General features: G+C 47.7%; 16 protein-coding genes. 5 read left to right on the top strand and 11 right to left on the bottom strand.

The genetic code is table 11. The annotated features are described in order from the left end of the window. The first annotated feature begins 239 nt into the window (after positions 1-239). The 5 genes from G8764_RS04410 (at position 240) to G8764_RS04430 (ending at position 6,098) form a co-directional block, all read left to right on the top strand. Complete coding sequence (locus G8764_RS04410; protein WP_166162218.1) at positions 240-1,133, top strand: pirin family protein; 894 nt, start codon at positions 240-242, stop codon at positions 1,131-1,133. 415 nt (positions 1,134-1,548) lie between these two features. Continuing rightward, positions 1,549-3,957, top strand: a complete 2,409-nt coding sequence (locus G8764_RS04415) for a membrane-bound PQQ-dependent dehydrogenase, glucose/quinate/shikimate family (RefSeq protein WP_207951657.1) — start codon at positions 1,549-1,551, stop codon at positions 3,955-3,957. A 313-nt stretch (positions 3,958-4,270) separates the two neighbouring features. Beyond that, positions 4,271-4,654, top strand: coding sequence for an EthD domain-containing protein (locus G8764_RS04420; RefSeq protein ID WP_166162220.1), 384 nt, complete (start codon positions 4,271-4,273; stop codon positions 4,652-4,654). Positions 4,655-4,784: 130 nt separating this feature from the next. Further along, positions 4,785-5,375 carry a nuclear transport factor 2 family protein gene (locus tag G8764_RS04425; protein ID WP_166162222.1) on the top strand — a complete coding sequence of 197 codons (591 nt, stop codon included), beginning with the start codon at positions 4,785-4,787 and terminating at the stop codon, positions 5,373-5,375. Between the two features lie 126 nt (positions 5,376-5,501). Next, positions 5,502-6,098 (top strand): FMN-dependent NADH-azoreductase, encoded by a 597-nt coding sequence (locus G8764_RS04430; protein ID WP_166162224.1) that lies wholly within the window; start codon positions 5,502-5,504, stop codon positions 6,096-6,098. Positions 6,099-6,451: 353 nt separating this feature from the next. Here G8764_RS04430 and G8764_RS04435 read toward each other — a convergent pair whose 3' ends face one another. The 11 genes from G8764_RS04435 to lpdA form a co-directional block, all read right to left on the bottom strand. After that, positions 6,452-7,645, bottom strand: coding sequence for a phosphotransferase (locus G8764_RS04435; RefSeq protein ID WP_166162226.1), 1,194 nt, complete (start codon positions 7,643-7,645; stop codon positions 6,452-6,454). A 439-nt stretch (positions 7,646-8,084) separates the two neighbouring features. Continuing rightward, positions 8,085-8,462, bottom strand: coding sequence for a nuclear transport factor 2 family protein (locus G8764_RS04440; protein ID WP_207951659.1), 378 nt, complete (start codon positions 8,460-8,462; stop codon positions 8,085-8,087). 46 nt (positions 8,463-8,508) lie between these two features. Next, positions 8,509-9,348: a lysophospholipid acyltransferase family protein gene (locus tag G8764_RS04445; RefSeq protein WP_166162230.1), complete on the bottom strand. Its 840-nt coding sequence runs from the start codon at positions 9,346-9,348 to the stop codon at positions 8,509-8,511. 101 nt (positions 9,349-9,449) lie between these two features. Continuing rightward, positions 9,450-11,561, bottom strand: coding sequence for a PQQ-dependent dehydrogenase, methanol/ethanol family (locus G8764_RS04450; RefSeq protein WP_166162232.1), 2,112 nt, complete (start codon positions 11,559-11,561; stop codon positions 9,450-9,452). Positions 11,562-11,690: 129 nt separating this feature from the next. After that, complete coding sequence (locus G8764_RS04455; protein ID WP_166162234.1) at positions 11,691-13,193, bottom strand: wax ester/triacylglycerol synthase domain-containing protein; 1,503 nt, start codon at positions 13,191-13,193, stop codon at positions 11,691-11,693. Positions 13,194-13,297: 104 nt separating this feature from the next. Continuing rightward, positions 13,298-14,845 (bottom strand): class I adenylate-forming enzyme family protein, encoded by a 1,548-nt coding sequence (locus G8764_RS04460; RefSeq protein WP_166162236.1) that lies wholly within the window; start codon positions 14,843-14,845, stop codon positions 13,298-13,300. A 61-nt stretch (positions 14,846-14,906) separates the two neighbouring features. Continuing rightward, positions 14,907-16,259, bottom strand: a complete 1,353-nt coding sequence (locus G8764_RS04465) for an acyltransferase (RefSeq protein ID WP_166162238.1) — start codon at positions 16,257-16,259, stop codon at positions 14,907-14,909. 56 nt (positions 16,260-16,315) lie between these two features. Next, positions 16,316-17,167: a cupin domain-containing protein gene (locus tag G8764_RS04470; RefSeq protein ID WP_166162240.1), complete on the bottom strand. Its 852-nt coding sequence runs from the start codon at positions 17,165-17,167 to the stop codon at positions 16,316-16,318. Between the two features lie 243 nt (positions 17,168-17,410). Then, positions 17,411-19,756, bottom strand: a complete 2,346-nt coding sequence (locus G8764_RS04475) for a membrane-bound PQQ-dependent dehydrogenase, glucose/quinate/shikimate family (protein WP_207951660.1) — start codon at positions 19,754-19,756, stop codon at positions 17,411-17,413. Between the two features lie 311 nt (positions 19,757-20,067). After that, the gene (locus G8764_RS04480; protein ID WP_166162242.1) at positions 20,068-21,093 is read right to left on the bottom strand and encodes a zinc-dependent alcohol dehydrogenase family protein; all 1,026 of its coding nucleotides are present in this window, start codon (positions 21,091-21,093) and stop codon (positions 20,068-20,070) included. Positions 21,094-21,922: 829 nt separating this feature from the next. Next, positions 21,923-23,689, bottom strand: a complete 1,767-nt coding sequence (lpdA, locus tag G8764_RS04485) for a dihydrolipoyl dehydrogenase (protein WP_166162244.1) — start codon at positions 23,687-23,689, stop codon at positions 21,923-21,925. Positions 23,690-23,692 lie beyond the last annotated feature (3 nt).

Raw genomic sequence — 23,692 nt, forward strand, 5'->3', positions numbered from 1 at the left:
TGCCCATCAACACGCTTGATATGATCATGACTAACCCGGAGCCAAGACACTTTTCTGTTGCATAGCTACACAAACTTGAATATTGATATACGGCAGTCAAAGCCATTTAGCAGGATTCTGGAGAGTGCAATGCAGACCAATTCTACGAAAACTGTGTGATAAACTATTCACACGCCACTAACATTTATGACAACAATCGTATCAACAAAGCGTGCAACTGGAACCAACGGAGACACATCATGACGAACCGAGATAGTACCGTGCAGCAAAAAACTCAGCAACGTCGAGTTGCACGAATTGATCACCCTATCGAACAACAAGGCATGGCAGCAGCTCACCGTGTTCGTCAACTTGTACCGCCCGACGATTCCGCCGCGACAGACCCATTTTTATTATTGATGGAAGATACCTGTCCTGAGGGCGTATTCGACCGCCATCCCCATCGTGGTATTGAAACGGTTACCTATGTGCTCAAAGGTGAAGTCGAGCACTACGATAACCACGGTGCGCAGGGCCTGGCCAAGCCTGGCGATGCCCTGTGGTTAACCGCAGGGCGCGGGCTGATTCATAATGAGATACCCCTACACGGCGAAACCATTCATATCTTACAGCTGTGGATCAATCTGCCTGCTGCCAACAAAATGGTCGATGCCAGGCTACAGGTTTTGCAAGCCAGCTCACTGCCACGAGTTACCGCCGAGGGCATAGAAATCAGGGTTTTTTCTGGCCCCTTAGCGGGACAAACCGGCCCTGCCCGCAACTATGCGCCAGTAATAATGGCGGAAGTAAATCTGGCAACTACCACCGCGTACTCAATTGAACTGCCTGCCGATGCCAACAGCTTTGTGGTGATTTTGGACGGTACTGGCCTGATAGGAGCCGATACGACTCGAGTACGCGCAGGCGATGTGGTTTGGCTCACCCCTGAAAGCAAACCTGCAACCAGCGAACTGCTCCTTAAAACTGAAGACTCATCGATGCGGTTAATGCTGTTTGCCGGACACATGCTGAATGAACCTGTCGCGATGGGCGGCCCTTTCGTTATGAATAGCCGTGCAGAAATACAGCAAGCCTATGTCGATTTTCAAGCTCAAGGAGAGCGTTTTGGTATAGATACTCAGGCCGATGTTTAATTGCATGAAAGTGCATTCTTCATACATCGAGTGCTTATACTCACTACAATAATCTGGCCGCATCGGTCTACTGCTAGCTTTGGTAATAAAGTTAAGCGCCCTGATCATCTCAACGATGAATTTAATAATAATAAAATTCCAGCGACTCGCGTTTATCTCCCGTCAGCCTGTCTATTACATTGCTGCCACATGAGCCCCCGACATCAGCAAAGATAGCACTAGCACTATACCAGCAATATGAAGTATTGATTTATCGAGTCTCTGTAATATTGCTATCGTGCCACTAAAGCGAATCGTCAATTATACCTGGCCTCACCACAGGGTTCCTGGTTCGCTCAAATCTCACTATAAACAAAAAATGAGTAGATAATTCCTATCTATGTATATTCAAAAGCCGCCAAAACAGAGTCACCGAATGAAAAAGGCCCCCGAGAGAAAGCCTTACCAGCCAGGACCATTTATGCGCTATAGCACCTACGCTATTGGCTTCATCAGCGTTTTACTGGGTATAACAATGACGATTGGTGGCTTCCAGTTACTGCGCCTGGGCGGATCTGCCTATTACTTGCTAGCGGGGGTAGGAATTATGCTAGCAGGCACTTTGGTCATGCGCCGTCTTGTGGAAGGGCTTTGGCTATATATCGCCATTTTTCTGGCCACCTGCCTATGGGCCGTATGGGAAGTGGGCTTCGCTTATTGGCCGCTATTCGCCCGCGTAACCGCACCTCTGGCGATTCTTTTTTTGCTGCTGCTCATTGCTCCAGCGCTTGCCGGTCATCGCAGTACTGAACCTGCTATAGCACCGCGGACCTCGCTCATTGCCTCCCTCTCGACACTTACCACTTTGCTATTGTTTGTCGCCGGCGGATTTTTGCAACACGGTGTTATTCTGGCATCCGACCGCGATCCGCTTACTCTGGCGTCCGCCTCAAGCGACGGAAGCACTATTTCGGAATGGCGTCATGCGGGGCGGACAGCTGCGGGGACGAGGTTCGTCCCTTATACCGAAATCACCATTGATAATGTGAAGGACCTCAAGGTCGCATGGACGTTACGAGCCGGAGATATGCAAGGCGAGGGTGCTGTATATCAGGCCACGCCGTTGCAAATCGATGATTCCCTTTACACCTGCACACCAAACAACAAAATCCTCGCCATAGACGCCGAAAGTGGCAAGCTTCGCTGGCAATTTGATCCACACGTTGAGCCTGGGCTTGATTGGCGCAGGTGCCGTGGGGTCAGCTTCTATCAAGCGGCCACCTCGCCCGGTGCCAAGCCAAAGCTATGCGATAGCCGGATAATTTTTGGAACACTCGATGCGCGTCTTATGGCTGTTGATGCCGCTACCGGCAAGTTGTGCACGAAATTTGGCGCGCAGGGTGCTATCGACCTGACCCAGGGAATGGGTGAAGTTATTCCCGGTTCTTATATGCAGACAACCGCACCCACGATCGCGCGCAACCTGATTATCGTCGGTGGTTGGATCGCCGATAACCGATCCAACAACGAACCGGGTGGCGTTATTCGCGCGTTTCATGCAGAAACCGGCGATCTTGTCTGGGCATGGGACCCAGGCGATCCGAACGTCACACGGCTGCCCATTAAAGATGGCCAGTATACCCGTCACACGCCGAACGTTTGGTCATTGCCGTCGGTGGATGAAGAGCTGGGCATGATCTATCTTCCCACCGGCAACGCTACCCCGGACTTCTGGGGAGGTGCACGCCGGCCGGAAGATGATGCTATTTCCACATCGGTGATAGCCCTCAATCTTGAAACCGGCAGGCTGATTTGGAAATTCCAGACACTCCATCATGATGTGTGGGACCTCGACGTTGCCTCGCAACCGTTGCTCTTTGATCACCCAGACGGTCAAGGTGGCAAGGTGCCCGCCCTCATACAGCTGACCAAGCAGGGACAGATTTATCTCCTTAACCGCCAGACGGGCGTTCCAATTACGGAAGTCGAAGAACGCCCAGTACCCCATCATAGTACAACGGGTGACCGCTTATCTCCTACCCAGCCTTATTCCGTCGGCATGCCGTCGCTTGGCACGGAAATCTTGACTGAGCGCAGCATGTGGGGCTTGACGCCACTCGATCAACTCTGGTGCCGCATCGATTTCAGGCAACTGCGCTATGAAGGCAACTTCACGCCCCCTGGAACCGACCGCGCCATGTTCTACCCCGGTTCGGCCGGTGGTGCGAATTGGGGCAGTGGCGCAATAGATGAGCAGAACGGTTATCTGATTGTCAACGACATCCGTATGCCTTGGTTCGCTCAGTTGATTACTCGCGACGACTATAACAAGCGAGCCGCCCAAGGCGGTGGAGACCACTTTACCGGCCTAATTGAAACCAAGGGTGCGCCCTATGCCATCGAATACGGCTTCATCAAATCGCCACTAGGTATGCCGTGCAAACAACCTCCCTTTGGCACGCTAACGGCCATCGATTTAAAAACTCATAAAATTGCCTGGCAACGCCCGGCCGGCACCACTGAGGCTTCCGGCCCACTGGGCATCAAAAGCCATCTTCCCATGCCGGTTGGATTACCAACAATCGGCGGCCCCATGGCAACTGCAACAGGCCTGGTTTTTTATTCTGGCACGCAGGACCCTTATATTCGTGCGTTCAGCACCTTTGACGGAAAGGAACTCTGGAAGGCCAAACTACCGGTTGGCTCGACGGCAACACCGATGAGCTATGTTTCGAGCAAATCGGGTCGTCAATTCTTGGTGGTGACCGCCGGAGGGTCTGTTCCTGTTGGCTCTGGGGTGGATATGCCGCGAGGTGATTATATCATTGCCTACAGCTTGGAGTGACTGCTCGAGACTCCGAAGGGGCACCTCGGAGTACTAATCTACCGACAAGTACATCTGGATTTGAGAGAGCCGAGACTTATTAACTAGTGTCCCTGCATAAACCGCAGGTTTTGGTGGACACTAAAGCAGCACCGGGAAGTGCCGCCAAAATCGATGACTCTATGACATTGATTTTGTGAGCAAAGCAAAATCGATTTTTGCTGCAGCGTCATCCGGAAACTGACAGATGTCAGTTTCCGGATGTGAACTAACTGCTAGTGTCTGATTGTTGGTGCCAGACACACCGAAGATTAGTTTTCTAAGGAGTTATGCCATGTTTAAACTTGTTCTCACTATGAAACGTCGCTCAGGGTTAACACTCGAGCAGTTCATGAACTACTATCACGAGCATCACTTACCCAATGTATTTGCTATCTTGCCGCCATCCACAAATGGCGCAACTCTGCATCGTCGCAACTACATCCTCCGCGACGATCCATTTAATGACCTGATTGGCGACGGGCGAATCAACGCCAACCCTCCCTTTGACGTGATTACCGAAATCGAATTCGATAACAGAGCGGATGCAGAAGAGTCTATGCGTACCTTTTTTGATGAACGATACATCGACAAAATCAAAGAGGATGAAGCGCATTTCATTGAGCCCGGTTCAGTTAATTTTTATGTTGTGGACGTGCACGAAAATCGCCTGAGATGACACCCGCTTTTCTTAAGTTTCAAGCTCCACTTGGTGGTGATTAAACAATACATTTTTATGTACCCATTTTTTTCTGGCCAACAGCATCTTGCCAGCTTACTCAAGTCAATAGTATTCAAATGGAAATCCCATGCTTGACATTCAAGAACTGATTGATCGCGAAATGATCCGCGAAAAAATTTACCGCTATTGTCGAGCTGTTGATCGACTGGATTCCGCAGAATTGAATGGCATATTCTGGGACGATGCACGTTATATAGGCGGGCCATTTCCAGATGATAATACACCGCCAGCCAGGGATTTCCTGAAACTGGGAATGAAAGTGACTGTTGAAGATGTCTTTGCACAAAGTATGCATAGCATTTCGAATATTATTATCGACATTGATGGTGATGTTGCGTTTAGCGAGAGCTATGCCCACTGCCACCATATTTCTCATCCCACTGAAGCCGGGCGGATCGCCTTGATCGGTGCAGAAAATAACGCAGAATTTAAATACTCCGGCGCCGATGTAGTCGAGATGATTCTTGGCCTCCGGTATATAGATCGTTTTGAAAAGCGTGCAAGAGAGTGGCGCATTGCTAAACGAAGCTTGGTTATAGACTGGTCTCAGGTTCAAAAATGGCGTGGTATCACACACGGCGGCCTTTACGAAAACCTCAGACTTAGAGGGACTCGCGGCATTGAGGATCCAGTTTATAGCGACACTATGCAGAGATGACCAGATCTAAAAGGCGCCATTGCATCCGCCTGCCACAAATTAACACTGTCTCGAATGACTCTACTACCTAGTGCCAGGACAGGCTCACCTTATCTTTTACTTAATTCCACCTACAAGGGAAATATCATGACCACAATATTACATATTGCCTCAAGCAGTAATCTTAATAGTTCAGTTACCCGTCGCATAGGGTCAGTTGCCATAGATGTTCTGAGCAAAAAACACCCTGCTGCTACAATTATTGAACGCGATTTGGTTAAGCAGCCCATTCCCCATGTAAGTCCATCATTCCTGGAGGCTATGTTTGCCGGCGAGGCAGATACTCTGGCACTTGAATTATCCGATCTGCTTATTAATGAACTATTAACCAGTGACATTATTATGATCGAAGTACCAATGTACAACTTTTCCATTCCATCCGTGCTCAAAGCATGGATTGACCATGTAGCGCGCGCGGGAAAGACATTCCAATATGGTGCTGAAGGCCCAGAGGGACTGGTCACAGGTAAACGAGTAATTTTGGTGATGGGTCGAGGTGGTATTTATACTAGTGGGCCTGCCAAAGTAATGGACTATCAAGAACCCTACTTACGTTCTATTTTGGGTTTCCTTGGCATGACTAATATAGACACTATTTATATTGAAGGCGTCGCCATGGGTCCCGAGGCAATAACACAAGCATTAACTAAAGCTGAAGAACACAGTCACGCTTTACTGAGCTAGCGAACATCCGCTTAATGTGGGTCCGTCCACTTACCGCAGGTATTGGTGGACACTTATGCGGCACAGGGATGTACCGCCAAAACAGTTGACGATAAGTCATATATTCTTATGTCCTGGGACGCACGCGACTACGAGATTACTCCGCACTGGAAATGGGTTCAGAGCCAAACGGGTCAAGCTTTCTGCTTTCACATCAACCAAACCTGGTGCCGAGGTAAAAAATACATTAATCGCTATGTTTTTTAGAGACTATGTTAATTAATTTAACAACCTGCGCCATCGAGAATCAGAGCAGCCATAGCAAACCTCGTCTTCATTAGTAAATGAGCTAGTTACAGTTGTAGATACCTCGATTAAAGAACCTTGTTAAATGATTCCAAATCTTCAATCGCCTGCCCTACTCTCTGAATCGCCCATAAGCTGTAATCATCGGGCTGCATTTTAGGCATTAAAGCGCTGCGACCAATGGTAAACAGGGCATACACAGCCCCATGGAAAATCTGCTGGCAATAAAGGTGCCAAGCCCGTTCAAAGGTTGGTGGGGTAGCAACACCGTTTTCGGCCAGTTTTTCCAAGTACAAGGCGAGCAAGTCCTTCTCCCAAGCACGGCGATTTTCAGTACTGAGAATAAGCGTCATGGCGTAGGAGTAATCCAGTGCCCAGCCGCCTTTGGTTACCACCTGCCAATCGTACAAGCCCATGCGGCCATCTTTATCACGCAGCCAATTTCCGGGGTGAACATCCTGGTGCAACAAGGTTTGGGGGCCCTCCAAATTTAAGGCCAAGGCTTTCATCAAGGCTGGACCTATATCGTGCCTGCGTTGATAAACCGAATCGGGCAGTACGACTCGTGAACGCTCACAGCCTTTTACCACGCAGGGGATAAAACCCACTTTGTCGTTTAAGGCTTCTTGTACATCGTAGCAATTCTTTAACTCCCTCAGCTCGTTTTCCAGCATAGGCGAATTCCACATAGCTCCGTGGTACATAGCCATCTGTTCAACCATATCCTCTGCGTCCTTGCGCGTCACTGGATTGGTCATTGGTTCGGGAAAGGTATAACCCTCATCACTGAGGTCACTTAAAATTGCTATGGTGCGCAAGGCTTTTTTATCAAAAGCGGCATAGTAGGCTTTGGGGCTGCGCAAATTAAGTTTTCCGCGTATGTGGTTATAAAACAGCGATTCCCCAGCTACTGCACCGGATAGACCCAAAACAATTCTGGAACCCAGGGAGCTGGCCACCTTAGTAAACAGCTTTTCGGGCAAACCGGCCTTCTTACCTGCGTCGTTATAGGTCACCACTAACGCCCGCCGTTGCGAGGTGCCGTTGGAGCCTCCATATGCTCGTACAGTTTCAACTTTAGCACCGGGGTAATCGGCACACATCACCAGAGTTAACCACTCTGGCGTAATTGCCTCTGCGCAAGCGGGCACATCCCCCAGCCTGGCAGGGGCAGGCACTTTGATTATTTTTTCCAGAGCTACTTTTGTAACCAGATTAGCTATATCCGCTAAAACTGCTATTTTGTTAAATATAGTGATCATCGTTTCCCACTATCATTGATTGCTTTTGTACCATTCGAGATCTAAAGGCCTGCTTGCAAATAGTAACAATCTAACCATATTAGAGGCTTTCCAGTACTGCAGTAGCGAAATAAAATTTAGGCGACAGGACATATTTCTACGATTTTCGGCCCCCCATATCGTGCAATGCAGTTTATCAAAATTCACTTAAAATCAATAAAAAGGCCCCGTGCACATTAACTATTAGCAACTGCGTATACGCCATGCCCTGAGTCAATGCCGACCTGCGGATTTTTACCGCTGAGAAAATCTTCCAACAGAGCGGTTAAGCCACCGACCATCGATTACGCTATGGAATAAGGCGTCGACATGGCCGGTATCGCCGCCCAAATAAACATAGCCTCATCCAATGGAGCGTGGGAAGCAACTTAATCAACATTATGACTAAGCTATTCTATCGTTAAGTAAATAAAGCATAGAACTTGGAGATATCGACATACTCATCAAGCCGAGTGATTTTGCCATCTGACACTCGCGCGACCATGCATACCGGTATGGACGGCATCACCGCGCCGTTTTTCAGTTGGCCACATAAATTATGCTGCTGAACGAAGCCGTTTTCAGTTTCAGTGAAACGTATATCGTCGTAGTAAACCTTTGTCACCAGCGAAAACAGCTGTGCCAATGACGCAAGATTATCGGATTTGGTTTCTTCAACACCATCATAGCTATGCCAAACTATAACGTCCTCAGCGTAAAGATCGTTGAAGCCAGCAACATCCAAAGTTTGAATCTCTGCTGACAATTTTTCTGCAATTTGTAACGCAGTATCCATCATGATCTCCTGTTTATCTTTAGGGTATTTAAGTTAACGCCTACGACCACTATAAGCTGTTCAGCAATCGACGCCACCTGGGTTCCTCGCTTTTATTTTGTGCGCGAATAAGCATCAAATCCTTTAAGGCGTGGTTCAGCGATTCCGCAACATCGTCTTGCAGCCTTTGTAAAACATCTGCATTGTCAGATTGCCCCGCATATTTTTTTGTATCAATGGAAGTTCCAAATTTAAAATACAGCTTAACGGGCTTTGGTATGGGAGTGAAACCAATTCCTCTGGGTATAGGCATGTCAGAGTTATACTGCTTCATCATGTCGCCAACATACTTTTCTTTGATTCTAGTGCCCAACGGATTGCTTAGCAGTGCATCAACACTGGTAACTATGTCAAATAATTCATCATTCCCGAGACAGGCTACAGGTGTTATTCTATGACCCGATTCGATAGCCATGCGCACAAATCCAAGACGCCGCTCCCAGAGCAACTGATAACAATTACCTTTACTTTTTAACACTTCACGCCCACCACCCGGGTAGACCAATAAACTTTTACCCTCTTTCATAATAGCTCGACACATTTCCCGAGTGCCCACTACTCCACCAATACTAGTAAGAAAATCTTTCCACGGTGCCTCGTAATGAATGAAGTCAGCTAAACCATGAGCAAAAATACCCGTATTACAATAAATTCCCTGTACCAGTAAGAGTGTGTCCGGGACACCAAATCGGCCATGATTTGCGGCAAATAAGGTGGGCTGCTCTGTATCTATCTCGTCAAAACCAATAAATTCTGGCGCAAAGTAAGCATTAAGTAACCTAAACTTTTTTGAAAACTCTTCCTGGGATGGCGGTACAAAGGCCAAAGCCTCTTCGATACTTTTCGTCATTATGAATAGCCTTCAGATAAAAGATGTATGAATTCTAACAGCCAGACTATCGTTGTTAATAATAGATTGGTTCAGACCCCCGCAAACGCAAACCAACGTTCTTAGTGTGCCCCGATAGCAGTATCTGCGCCTACTGATGCATTTAGTGCGTTTCGTGCCTGAGCGCGTATAAACATAAAAATATCTTTTGTATCCGTCTCCGACAAATCATCATATTTCGGCATGCTTCTAGACATTAACGCACCACTGGTCGTAATATGCCGAAAGACTTCGTAGTTCAGGGCAATAGCCGATTCCCTTAAATCCGGTGCGGGACCACCGGGGGAAATCGCGCCCCCGCCGTGGCAGTAATAACAAAATTTATCTTCGAAGAGTTGCGCGCCGCGTTCAGCTGCGGCCGAATCAATTACCAGAGTCGGGTCATCTAAAAGCGCAAAGGAAGTATCCGCTGGCGCAGTTGCGGGAAGGCTTGCCGTTCCGCCTATGGCAAATGTTAATAACCGTCGCGGTTGTAAATTGAATTTCCAGCCGTGGTTAAAAATAGAACGAGGCCCACCGACCAAAAGTGAAACATATTGTGTTCCATCAACCTCGTACGTGATAGCCGAAGTGCCTATACCCAGCTTGGCATCGAACTGCCACAGGGCCTCACCTGTATCGGCACGATAAGCGTGAAACAAACCGTTTGCCTCCCCTTGAAACACGAGGTTGCCAGCGGTTGTCATGGTGCCGCCATTATCCAGAGTGGGGTATTTAACTTTCCATTGCGCCTTCTGTGCAATTGGGTCCCAGGCCAATAGGGAGCCGGTACCGTCATCTTCGTCCGCAACCGCACCCGCCAAAGTTGCCCCAGGGCCTTCATGCTCCAATGGATTTTCAAGTAAAGTCACTGTCATTCCAAGCTGCATGTACGGGATATAAGCTAGACCTGCGGTAGGGTTAAACGACATTGATTCCCAATTATGTGCGCCTTTGGCGCTTGGCCAAATAGTGACCGGGCCGTTTTCGTAGCGAATGTTCTCCGCTTCTACCGGCCTGCCGGTTTCCAAATCAATGCGTTCAGCCCAAGTTACCTTGCCAATTTTTTCAGCTGAAATAAGCTTACCTGTTATACGATCTATAACGTAGTAAAACCCATTCGTTGGGCTCTGCATTACCACCTTACGCTGGGCGCCATCAATGGTTAAATCTGCCAGAATCATATTGGCGGTGGCTTTATAATCCCATGCTTCTTGCGGGTTTACCTGATAGTGCCAAATATATTCGCCGCTATCGGCATTCAGCGCGACGATAGAGGCTAGAAACAAATTATCGCCTTTACTCTGCGTACGCAATGCGGGGTCATAGGGCCCGGAATTACCGGTACCAATGTATAGTTGGTTGAGTTCCGGGTCATAGGTCATGCTATCCCATACTGTACCCCCTGTGCCTGTTTTCCAGTACTCCCCATGCCAGGTCTTAGCAGCCATTTCCATCGCCGCATTTTCAAATCCGTCTGCAGGGTTGCCAGGCACGGTGTAAAACCGCCAAAGCATCTTACCCGTTTCTGCGTCGTAAGCACTCATATAGCCTCGTAAGCCTATGTCTCCACCGCCATTACCAATAACCACTTTACCCTTATAAGCCCGAGGGGCGCCGGTAATGGTATGCTTTGATCCATTAGCAACGGTTTTGGTTTCCCAGCGTACCCTACCGGTTTTGGCATCCAGTGCAACCAAACGGCCATCCAGGGTGCCAACAAATACTTTGCCGTCTAAATAGGCAACCCCTCGGTTTACCGGAAAAATGTAACGCATATGTATTGGGTTATGTTTCCAGTGCTCCGGGTTATATTTCCACAATAGCACGCCCTTTACTGCATCGACGGCATACACCGAGGAATCGTGCCCAGTGAAATAAAGCACGCCGTCAATAGCCAGTGGCGTCGCCTCCAGAATACGTTCACCCGCCAAATCCAATGACCACGCTAAACCAAGCTGTTTGACATTATCTACATTGATCTCTGTTAACGGGCTAAAGCGCTGCTCGCTGTAGTCCAAACCATAGGAAGGCCAATCTCCATTTTGCGCTTTGCTGGTAATCTGATCGACTTTTTCAGACGATACGATAGTATCCTCACTTTTGTCGGCATGTGAATTTTCAGTATTATGCTGGTTGCAAGCAGTTAGCATAATCACGGAAAATATCAAGTATGCAGCTAATCGGAAAGCCATTGTATTTAATCTCCTAACTGAGTTTGTTTGACCAGCTATTTTTTCTTATTCTGCATTTGCGAAGGTCAACCATACGGTGAGCATCAAGCAAAGCTGGATCCACTGCCTTTATACGCTGGAATTTCACTGTTATTGAATCCCCTTATCTGTCGCAGTCTCACTCCTGGAAACAGATGCCTTTACCTTAGCGGGCGATTTTATCGATGCAGTTTTATCCAGCGCGGCCTGTTTACCAAGCTTTTCCATACCAATTTCAATGCCACGGACAAATGAGTTTTTATCTTTCACCACTCGGGCATCTCCATGAAAGCCAAAGGTCACATTCGTGTAGGTTGAGGTTACCGCAGTGGTCAATGCCATAACATCCAGTATGGGTGGCATCGCGATATTCTCTACCATCAGACCATTACCGATATACACAGGAAATCTGGGACCTGGCACATTGGTTAACAATGCATTCATCATATGAATCTTGTCTGGAAAACGCTCGGCAAGATTAAATTTACTAGCCAGGTATAACAGTGCACTTATCGTAACAGGAGGCACCAAGCTGCCAACATCATCAAGACTGACAACGGAGGTTTTTTCCTCTAGCGCAAGTTTTTGGCTTTTGGTTTCCGCAATGATAGATTGAAGCCGCTTGACTGGATCCTTGATAGAGTTGTGAAGATTACAGTACATTACGGAGAGCTGGTTACCTCCTTCCACATCTCCCGCTTCCCTGACACTCACCGGGACACCACAAATGAGATCGATGCCTATGCTTTCACTATTGCTCTCAAAGTAGGATTCCAGTGCGTAGGTATACAAAAACAGGCAGATATCATTGATCGTTCCATCAAAATATTTCGCCAGCGTTTTAATATCCGCAATTGGCAATGTTTTATAAGAGGAGGTATGCGTCATCGAGTGTTTGGAGATATTAAGAGAAGTACGTATTACCTGCGGCTTTTCCTCAACCTTGTTTTTCGTTTTGAACAGCTTCTCTTTGGCCTGGGCACCTATAAATTGGCCAATGCCGGTAGCATTATTGACAAGAAACCTGGATGAATCCCACAAACGTTCGACCGAATCTTTTAAACTAAAAGTGTATAGATCCAACAAGGTTGGATCTTTGGGAAAACTTTTCACAGGGTATGTGGGCGTCTGTAATTCTTTGGGCTCCAAACTGTAAATAGGGTCCATCGCTTTTCCTGCACCCATGCCATCGGCAAGGGCGTGATGAAACCTGGTAATAATGGCCAATCTATTATCCTTGAGCCCTTGCAAAATAATAATATGCCACAGATGCGGAGCTTTGAGATCTTCGCAATGCGTTTCAATGTAAGCAGTTAATTCATCGTAACCGCCCGGTGCCGGCAGGGAATCAATTAAAACATGATCCCATATATCGAACTTTGAATCTTCAATTCGACGCATATGAGCCAAACCCAAAGGAGCTTCAACAAACTTGGAGCGCAATAGAGGGACATTTTCCAATTTTGCTGCCAGATGGTTAGCCATTTCGGTGGCGTTGAGAAGTTCGCCATTAACATGTGACTCGAGGATCATAGCTCCACTCATAATCACGCTAGGCATGTTATGGTGCTCCATTTTGTAGAGCAGGTAATCTATAACATTGGACTTTTCCATGACGCAATCCTTGATAGATAATATTAGTTAAACTTTCTAAAGACCTGATTTAACAGTGGGCTCTCCCGTTCATCAGGTCAAACCTGTAGCCTACGTGTTTTTTGTTACTGATCTGCTGGCCCAGGGAATTGTTTACGAAGTTCTTTTTTCAAGATTTTTCCTGACGCATTACGCGGTAACGATTCGATGAAGACAAAGCGCTTGGGTTGCTTGTAACGGGACAATCTGGCCTGGCAATAGTCCAGCAGGGATTGTGCCGTTGCGCTGTCGTCTTTACGAACAATGACAGCCAAGGGAGATTCGCCCCATTTTTCGCTCGGCTGGCCAATAACAGCGGCTTCAAGTACACCGGGGTGGGATGCCAGAATATTTTCTACTTCGGCAGGATAAATGTTTTCACCGCCAGAAATAATCATGTCTTTGAGGCGGTCACGGATAAAGATAAATCCATCTTCATCTATCGTACCCACATCCCCCGTATGTAACCAGCCATCTACCAAAGTAGATGCTGTGGCTTCCGGATTGTTCCAATACTCCTTCATCACGTGTGGACCCCTGATCAGGATCTCGCCGTTTTCACCAGGAGCAATTACAGTACCATCGGGATGGACAATTTTGACTTCAGTGTAAAGCATGGGCTTACCGATGGAGCCGACTTTGCTGATACTGTAGGCACTGGCAAGTGAACAACCACCACCGCCCGATTCCGTCAATCCGTAAGCCTGGACTACATCAACATTCCTGCGAGAATAGGTTTCAATAAGTTCTACCGGCATCGGCGCTGCGGCACCAATCATAAAGCGAAGGTCGTCTATCTTGGCTGTTGTAAACCCGGGCGCCTGGCGCATAAAATTGAGCATTGCTGGTACACCGCCGCCTATATTCACACGCTCCAGTTCCAGCACATCCCAGGCGGAAACCGGGTTAAACTCTCTGGTAGTCACCAGCGTCATGGGCACCTGAACCGCCATGATCAACAGCGTCAGGGAGGCGACGTGGAACATAGGAAATGGCGCCCAGCCGCGATCGGCTTCGCGCACATCCATCACACTGATCCAGGTCAGCGACGCCCAAAGTGCACTATTGTGAGTGTGCACCACACCTTTAGGGGCCCCGGTGGTACCAGAGGTATACATGATAAACAGGTTGTCATCGCCACCGAAATCAGATAAAACATTCTGCTCGCTGGCACTACCGATCAGTGTTTCAAAAGAAACAGCGCCATCAACTGACGTCGCACCACCGACTTCGATAAGATGGGTAAAACTTACCTCGTGATCAGGGTTGTTTAGAATTGCTTTCAATAATGATGCAAAGGAAGCATCGTAGATTATGCTCTTGGCACCGCTGTTGTTTACAATGTACGCCAGTTCAGTACCCGTCAGGCGAGTGTTTAAGGGCACCACCACAATGCCCAACTTCGCCGCCCCATAAAGCGACGCGATAAATTCGTGGCCGTTTGGCAATAAGAACGCTACTCTTTCACCAGCCTTAAAACCAAGTTCACTGAACATGTTGGCACACTGATTGGCCTTGGCATTAAGTTGCCTGTAGGTTAAACGAACATCTCGATCTGGCTCTACCGATGCCTCCAGATCAGCTGAAACTTTAGCTCGGCGAGCCAACAAATCTCCAAGATTTAATCCGTTCATGGGCTACTCTCTTATAGTATGTTTTAAGGAAAACCAGTTTGAGTCTTTTGTATGTTGGCGATTAGTTTAGGTTTCTAAGAACATTAATGTCAGGTCGTTTATTGACTATTCCAAGCTCTCTGGCAAGCGCATTGATACGGTCTTTACGGGTCAATACTTTGACCAGCAAACCTCCTTGTGGCGCGGGCATAACAATAATCAAATTCATAATTTTAAAAATACTTGAAGCGACAAAGTCGTACCAAACCGCTGTATTGCCTTGAATCGTAAAATTGTAGATTGGAAAGGCCCAAATATTGTAGGGGTAGGCGTTGCCGCCCATAGTAGCAAACATGACTTCTGAAATTGCCGTAATGCGTCCCTCTTTACTGAGCTTCCCTTCTCTGACCTGACGCTGGTAGTACGCCAAATCCTGTTGCAGACCTTCTGTAGTAATAGTGCTTTTAGAGCTCCTGATTTGCTGAGCAATACTGCCGATAGTAGCTTGACGCAAATCCTGCTTTTTGAACAATTTGGGTATGGTAGCGAGCGCATTGCCGATATAAGTGGTAGGAATGGGCAGTGCCGATAAAAGCCTCAGGTTATAAATGCTGCCAACCTGAATGTCATCGCCAGAATCGATCTCATTTGCTAACAGCTTAAACAACATGGCTCCCATCAGGTCGAAACGTGATAGCTGCTGCTCCTCGGAGTAGGTTTTTAATGCGGCAATGCACTCTTCATCAAAATACCACATAGCCGCGGCATTCTTTTTCGGGCCAATGATTAGTTGCCAGATCAGTTTTAATTTTGCCGCCAGGTTCATTTTCTTTAACTTCATACTGGTAGATGGCTGACTACCATCTCCCGAGGCCTGTTCAAAAATTAAATCACGATTCATGGCCGGCAATTCTGTCACCGATTCACCATTCATCAACCTGGCCCAGTCCTCCACAAAATTCCAGAAGGTGCCGCCATCTACCAGTAGATGTGTCGTGCTCAAGCCCAGAATGCAGCCATTGCTGAAGTTGGTCACCTGAATTTTAAACATAGGCTCTTCACCTTTTAAAATTGCAGGCAGATCAAATTCCGGAGCGTAGAGACTGGTGTCATGTTCGGGGGCATGCAGGCCAATTTCCGGCATGCAGGCTGAGCTTTCCACGTCAATAAATACAATACCTTGATTGTCAGCAAACACTGCCAGTCCGTCAGGTATTCTTTTTATTCGCCCTTGCATGGTGGGGTAGTATGCGAGAGTTTCACGTAACCCCGCTTTAAGCAGCTCAATATTCAAAGGCTTGTCATAATAGAGTACGCGCCTTACGGGGGTGTTACCAAGAATATAATCGAAGCCGGTTAATCTGGTCTCCATAGTGGGGGCATTGCCCTTGAGGACAGATCCTTCAGTACGGACTACGCCATCAATACCAGCCATGCTTTTCTTCTCCGATTTATAGTTTCTATGGTGGTTCAATAGATTTGAAGGATTATCTAGCCTACGGATTGGTAGTTCGATGGCCATAGATACTCAGCGGGGATTCGGGCAATCAGCATTTTGGTACCACCGCGTAAATAATCAGTATGCCCTTTGCCAGTTAAGTCCTCGGCAAGACAAATATCGCCAGGACCAAAAATACGATTTACGCCACCATCACTGTCGGCGTGTAGTTCCAACTCGCCGCTGAGAACAATCACCAGGTTATTATCATCTTCAGGGTGCCAATCCAGGAACAGCGGATCACCCATGCTGACAAAATAGAACCCTTCGGTGGGAATCCACGGAGTTGGTTGGCCTGATCCATGATCAAACAATTCAGTAAAGGTGGAAAAGTACGACTGGCCGTCAACGCCGCTATACATTCGCAGCAACGACGGTTCACGTGTAGCCGAAGGCGCTGGCCATGTCATCGGTGGGTAGGGCATCACTTCTGCCGGTGCCCAATCACCGACCAAAAGTTCAATCACGCGGCAGTCGCCAAGATAACGCAGACTATGTCCATCGCCCTGTTGATCATCTGACAACACCATGTCACCGGGTAGTAGTGTTTCCCTGGTGCCATCAACGGCGGTAACTTCAACGGAACCAGAAATAACAATTTTAAGGTGCCGGTCTGTACTGAGAACCCCATGTTCAACCCGTTCGCCAATGGAACGAATCGTTCTTACGCCTTCGGCAGGTTCAGTGGGAAATCGCTGGTCTCGGTTTTTACCCGCCGCCCAATCACGTAACATTTGCGGTTCATTAAATTCAGCCGTATGCACAAACGGAATCGGCAATGCTGAGAATGCCGGATGCGTGTCGGTGCTGCTGCGCAGCCAAAGTACTTTATTACTTCTACTCATTATTTTTAATCCTCTTTGGCAATAGTCCACTAATGTTATTTCTAGTCAATCTTCACTAATATTGCGCAGGATGACACGGCGCCACTGGCAACAATCTACGCTTAATTCATCTCTAAATTAACCGACAAATGCCAACCTGCATAAAATAGCAGTGGTGCACTGGTTCAATAATCGGCCGTGTCTAGCAACTCCTGTAGTAATGTTTCCATCCACCATTCGTCTGCGTCAGGACAGCAAGCTTCGTTATTCTGGTAGGGCGTAGGCGATAATGTAATCACCTCGATCACTTGACTCGCGCGCGCCACCTGCCGACACCACCACAAACTGTCGATTATTTTGACCGCTGGTATAGGTCATTGGGGTGCCCTGTGAACCAACCGGCAAGCGACCCTTCCATAGTGTTTCACCAGTACGAAGGTCCATGGCTCGTAAAAAGTAATCCGTCGTGCCCGCAAAGAACACCAAGTCGCCTGCCGTTGTCATAGGACCACTTAAACTGGGCATGCCGACTGGAATTTCAAATGGAATTTTAATACCAGCCAACGCAGTATCTTTTAAACTGCCTAAAGGATGCTGCCAGACAATCTTTTGCGTTTTTAGGTCTATTGCAGTAATGGCGCCGTATGGCGGTGCCTTACAGGGAATTCCCAGGGGCGAAAAAAAACGTTTCGCCTGTAAGCCGTAAGGTGTGCCGGATTGAGGATAGACAGCATCACCTTCGCCAAACTCTTCCGGCATACGTTGGCTTATTTCATTTTGCGTTAGCAATTCTCTTGTCATTGGCATTCTTATGTCATTGACAATTAGGTAGTCATTACCGCCGTTAATGGCAACACTACCCCAGTTCATGCCACCATAATTACTGGGATAACCCAAACCAGGCTCGGTGGTGATAGGCGTAAACATGCCTGCATAATTTAATTTTTTAAACGCTATCCGGCACAGTAACTGATCAAATAATGTTGCCCCCCACATATCCGTTTCACTGAGCACTTCATTGCCCAACGCAGGCATGCCAGTCGAGAAGGGCTGCGTGGGCGATAACCACTCTCCGACTTCTACGCCCTGTGGCACCGGCTTTTCTTCTACTTTGGTAAGTGGTTTTCCGGTGCGGCGATCCAGCACGAATATTTGGCCAACTTTGGTCGCCTGAACAACCGCAGGCAGAATTCCGCCCTTACCATCGGGAATATCGTACAAACCGGGTTGCGAAGCTAAATCGAAATCCCATAAATCGTGATGTACGGTTTGAAACTTCCACCGCTCACGCCCGGTACTAATATCCAGAGCAACCAGCGCATCGGTATAGGCTTCCATTTCCGGGCTACGATCTCCGCCCCAATAATCGGGTGTCGCATTACCGAGCGGTACATAAACCAAACCCAGTTCTGCATCAAAGCTCAGGGTTGTCCAGGCGTTGGGGGTACCCTCAGTATAGGTTTCACCTTCGGGGGGCAGCTTGGTAATTGAGGGATTGCCCAAATCCCAAGCCCATATCAACTCACCTGTTAATACGTCAAAGCCACGAATAACGCCGGAAGGCTCATTGATGCTTTGGTTATCCACTATCATGCCGCCAACCACAATAATGTTATTGGCAATCAATGGTGCAGACGTCTGCGTATACAGATCTTCCATTTGACGGCCAATATTTTCTCGCAGATTGACTGCGCCCTGGTCACCAAAATCCGTACAAACTTTGCCTGTCAATGCGTTTATCGCCCAGAGCTTTGCATCCCCCGTAGCCATAATAATGCGCTCTGGACATAGTGAAGCATTATCGTTCGACTGATGATAAGAGACTCCTCGGCATCGCTGCCATGGCAGCTCTGAAACCATTTTCGAATCATACACCCACAATGGCTGTCCCGTTTCGGCGTGCAGTGCGTGTACAACATTGTCACCCGTGCATATAAATAAGCTCTCGCCTACCTGTATTGGCGTGTTTTGATTTTCGATACCGCCTGGTGGTCCTGTAACTTCACCTGTTCGATAGGTCCATGCGACTTCCAATTCGTGAACATTGCTGCGGTTAATTTGGTCTAGCTGTACATAACGGGTGCCTGCATTAGTATGACCGTAGGCGCGCCAATCACTCTTTGCATTAGCAATCATGGGGTTAGCTTCAAACGCCTCTGCGGAGTTACTCAGGCGGGGCTTTATAACCCCCTGTGGTTGAAACATAACAACCAACATCGCTACTAAAGCCAGCAACAAACCACCGCTAGCGACTCGCGCAAGACGCAAGTAACTCTGGCTGGATGCAGGCTGAATATTCGGCATCAGCAACAACAGTAGCAGCATTAAAACGGCTGGCAAGGTCAACCTTGGCAGCAAAGGCCAAAATTGCAAACCCACTTCTAATAAAGCCCAAATAACGGTGCCACAAAAATAGGCACTATATACAGCTACGGTATAGCGACTATGAAAATAGAGTAGTACGCCAACAATGGTGAAAAATAGCCCTGCCACAAGATAATAGGCAGTACCATTCAGAATCAATAATTGACTACCACCAACCAGTAAATAAATGCCGGAAATAGCAAACAGAACACTGCCTGTTAAGGTCATATAGCCGGGAAACTTCATATACTATGCCTCTGTTTCAATAGCACCAAAGCAATGCTATTACTGCCGACATATGTGGTTTTCTCGGCCTATTATTTTGCATTAATATACGCTTTCAACACTTTTATTCGATCTACCATTACCACAGAATTATCATCCTGATAATAATCGGCGGCACAGAGCCACCGACTTTTGTTTGAATCTTGATTTTGATGTATTGATTTTGGATAGAATAATGTCAGGACCACACCAGCTCATCAGCATTCACTTTTGTTGATTATCGCCGCCCGATATTCAGCGAGCTCTTTCAATTGGCACAACAGCGCACAAAACTAACTCAAATCAAGCGTGATTTTTCCAAAGTGCTTACCGGATTCCTGATAGCGGAAAGCATCAGCAATATTGGCCAAAGCAAAGGTTGAATCTATTACCGGGCGAATACCTGATGATTCCAACGCTCGCACCATATCCAATTGTTGACGGCGATTACCAACCGTCAACCCTTGCAAGCGAATATTCTTTCTTAAAAGTAAACCCGTTGGTACGACACCTTCGCGCCCCGTCAAAACGCCAATCATGGCAATATGCCCACCAATACGGCAGGCCATGAGAGATTGGGGTAGCGTGGTGGGGCCGCCTACTTCGATAACGTGATCCACACCTACGCCTGCAGTGATTTCCAGAACGACACTAGACCATTCAGGCCGGGTTCGATAATTTATCAAATGATCTGCACCAAGCGCCTTTAGCGTTTCAAGCTTCTCATCGGATGAAGATGTAGCGATGACCGTAGCACCTGCGGCCTTGGCAAATTGTAAGGCAAAGATAGAAACACCACCCGAGCCCTGCACCAATACAGTATCACCCATTTTCAACGAGCCATTTACCATCAATGCTCTCCATGCAGTTAAGGCCGCACAGGGTAATGTTGCCGCTTCCTGATGGCTGTAACCTATTGGGGCACGGGTTAACGCTGTGGCAGGTACGGTTACATACTCCGCAGCAAAGCCGTCCATACTATCACCCGGGACAGCCTCTAAGCGTGATGCAGTCGGTCCACCATCATCCCAGGTGGAACAAAACAAACTTATAACTTTATTACCAATAGAAAACGCACAATCGGAGTCCAGGTCGGTAACTCCTTCACCTATCTCGATTACCTCACCGGCGCCATCAGACATTGGAACAATTCCAGCCGCCGTGGGTAAATGACCAGTCACCACAGCGTAATCGTGAAAATTCAATGAACTGGCATAATTGCGGATCAACACTTCGCCAAGGCCAGGCTTACGTATTTCACGCTGTACCAAGGCCAGCTTATCCAAACCTCCACCGGCACCTAATTCAATAACATTCATTACCTATCTCCAATATAAATTATTTTCATCAAGAATCAGGCTGCCGGCCGACGGTTATTATTCTAGTGATGGAATATCACAGAGGCAGCATTCCTGACCACCAACTAACACAATCATCGATTAGCATTACAAGACTCGTAATTCGTCGCAATTATTATCTGCCACGATTTAACGCCGCCTTAAAGTCGTCATGGCGACACCAACGTCGTTACTCAATTACACGCTATTGACCCAAGATAGTGACTGACTAAAATTATTAGCCAATTCCTGGTTCAACATTTGGTATGTGTAACGTAAAGTCCACCTCGTTGCTTTTGATGGAATGGCCGCCCAAAGATTGCACGATTATTGAGCCAAACCTTACTTGATTGCTACTTAATATCTCTTATAGAACATATCAATGCTGCCGATAGGTTCTAACAATAAAGGCTTCGCGTTATTGAAAGCTGCTACCTTTTTGTAGGTAGCTCCACGCCTTATCCATTCGCAACCTACTTTCAAATTGGTTTGCTAATAGATAAGCCTGGTGGCTATCTTCAAAAGATTGGTCCTGAAGGATTGATGCTACACAGGTCCTATAACCCGGCGCCGGCACTGCAATCTTGTTATTACTTTAATTATTACCTATGCCTTTGAAACGCCAGCATGAAACCGGCGGAGATGCAACTGCGAAGCGCTTGAGAAAGAATAAAAGCGGCGATTATCCTATTCCAGGTAAGTGATAGATTGGTGAGGGGAAATACTACCTTTTACTCGGTCGATGCCCCGTTAAAACAGGCTACATCCAGCTAAGCGTTTACCATTGAAAACTTAGACTCTTGCACCTAAGCTAATGTCGTGTTGATGGTGGCAGATCAGTGCACACTCCCTCAGCTACCTCAGCCGCAAAACTCAGTGTTTCAATCAAGGTGGGGTGAGGGTGTATTGTTTTACCTAGATCCACCGCATCTGCACCCATTTCGATAGCCAGTGCCACTTCACCGATCAGATCACCTGCATGAGCACCAACGATACCGCCCCCGATAATACGCTTAGTGTCGACATCAAACAGTAATTTGGTGAAGCCCTGACTTTGGCCGTTGGCCAATGCCCTACCGCTGGCACTCCATGGAAATACACCAATTTCTACATCGCGCCCTGACTCTTTGGCCTGGCTTTCGTTTAGCCCCGCCCAGGCAACTTCCGGGTCTGTATAAGCTACGGCAGGAATCACGGTTGCATCATAAGCTTGCCGACTGAGGCTATCATCGCCCAGTAGCTCTCCAGCCACCACCTCTGCGGCTATATGCGCCTCGTGAACAGCCTTATGAGCCAACATCGGCTGGCCGACAATATCGCCAACGGCAAAAATGGTAGCTATATTGGTACGCATTTGGTCATCTACGGCAATAAAGCCGCGCTCGTCAATCGCAATACCTGCTGCTTCCAGCGCTAGCAAATCACTATTGGGTCGTCTGCCCGCAGATTCGAGCACCAGATCATAGATACAAGTGTCAGAGGGTGCATTATCGCCTTCAAATGTGACTCGAATACCCTCATCAACTACTTCTGCCTTGGTCACGCTGGTTTTGGTCATTAAGCGACTGAATCGATCTTTATTTGATTTCCTCCAAACTTTAACCAAATCTGTGTCAGCGCCAGGCATCATTTCGTCCAGCATTTCCACCACATCAACCTCAGTGCCCAAGGCTGAATAGACAGTGCCCATTTCCAGGCCGATAATACCGCCACCAATAATCAGCATACGCTCGGGAATAGATTTCAACCCTAGTGCGCCGGTGGAATCAACAATCCGGTCATCCTCGGGTAGAAACGGCAATTTTACAGGACGAGAGCCAGTGGCAATAATAGCGCGCTTAAAGCTTACTAACCGAGCTTCACCGTTACCCTCTACCCGCACATGGTTGGCACCGTGAAACTGTGCAATACCTTGCAGCCGTTGAACCTTTCGCATTTTCGCCATAGCCGCAAGACCGCCGGTAAGATTGGCAACAACCGAATCTTTATGCCCTCGCAAGCGATCAGCATCTACCTTGGGCGCTCCGAACTCCACACCCGAACTGCTGATATGCTGAGCCTCCCTCATCACTGCCGCTACATGCAGCAATGCCTTTGAGGGAATGCAACCGACATTCAAACAAACACCACCGAGGGTGCCGTAACGCTCTACCAACACCACCTTTAAGCCAAGATCAGCCGCGCGAAACGCGGCAGAATAACCACCAGGGCCGGCACCAACAACTACCAAATCACATTCAATAGCTGCACCGGTTACCGATGAAGCGGGCGTAGCAACTTCAGATGTAACTGCGGCCTTAACGACGGGCTGTGTAGCGAGTGCTTCCGGTTTAACAATATCGGCTTGCTCTAACACGGCAATTAAAGTGCCTTCACTCACTTTATCGCCGAGCTGAACCTTAAGTTCAACAATAGTTCCTGCCTCAGGTGCAGGGATATCCATGGTGGATTTGTCACTCTCTAAACAAAGTAAACTGGCTTGTGCCTCTACCTCATCACCTACCGCTACTGAAATTTCAATAATTTCGAGATTTTCAGCACCGCCCAAATCTGGCACGGTAATATTAACTGTCGCCACGAT

The sequence above is a fragment of the Pseudomaricurvus alcaniphilus genome, assembly GCF_011440395.1.
Taxonomy (GTDB): domain Bacteria; phylum Pseudomonadota; class Gammaproteobacteria; order Pseudomonadales; family Cellvibrionaceae; genus Pseudomaricurvus; species Pseudomaricurvus alcaniphilus.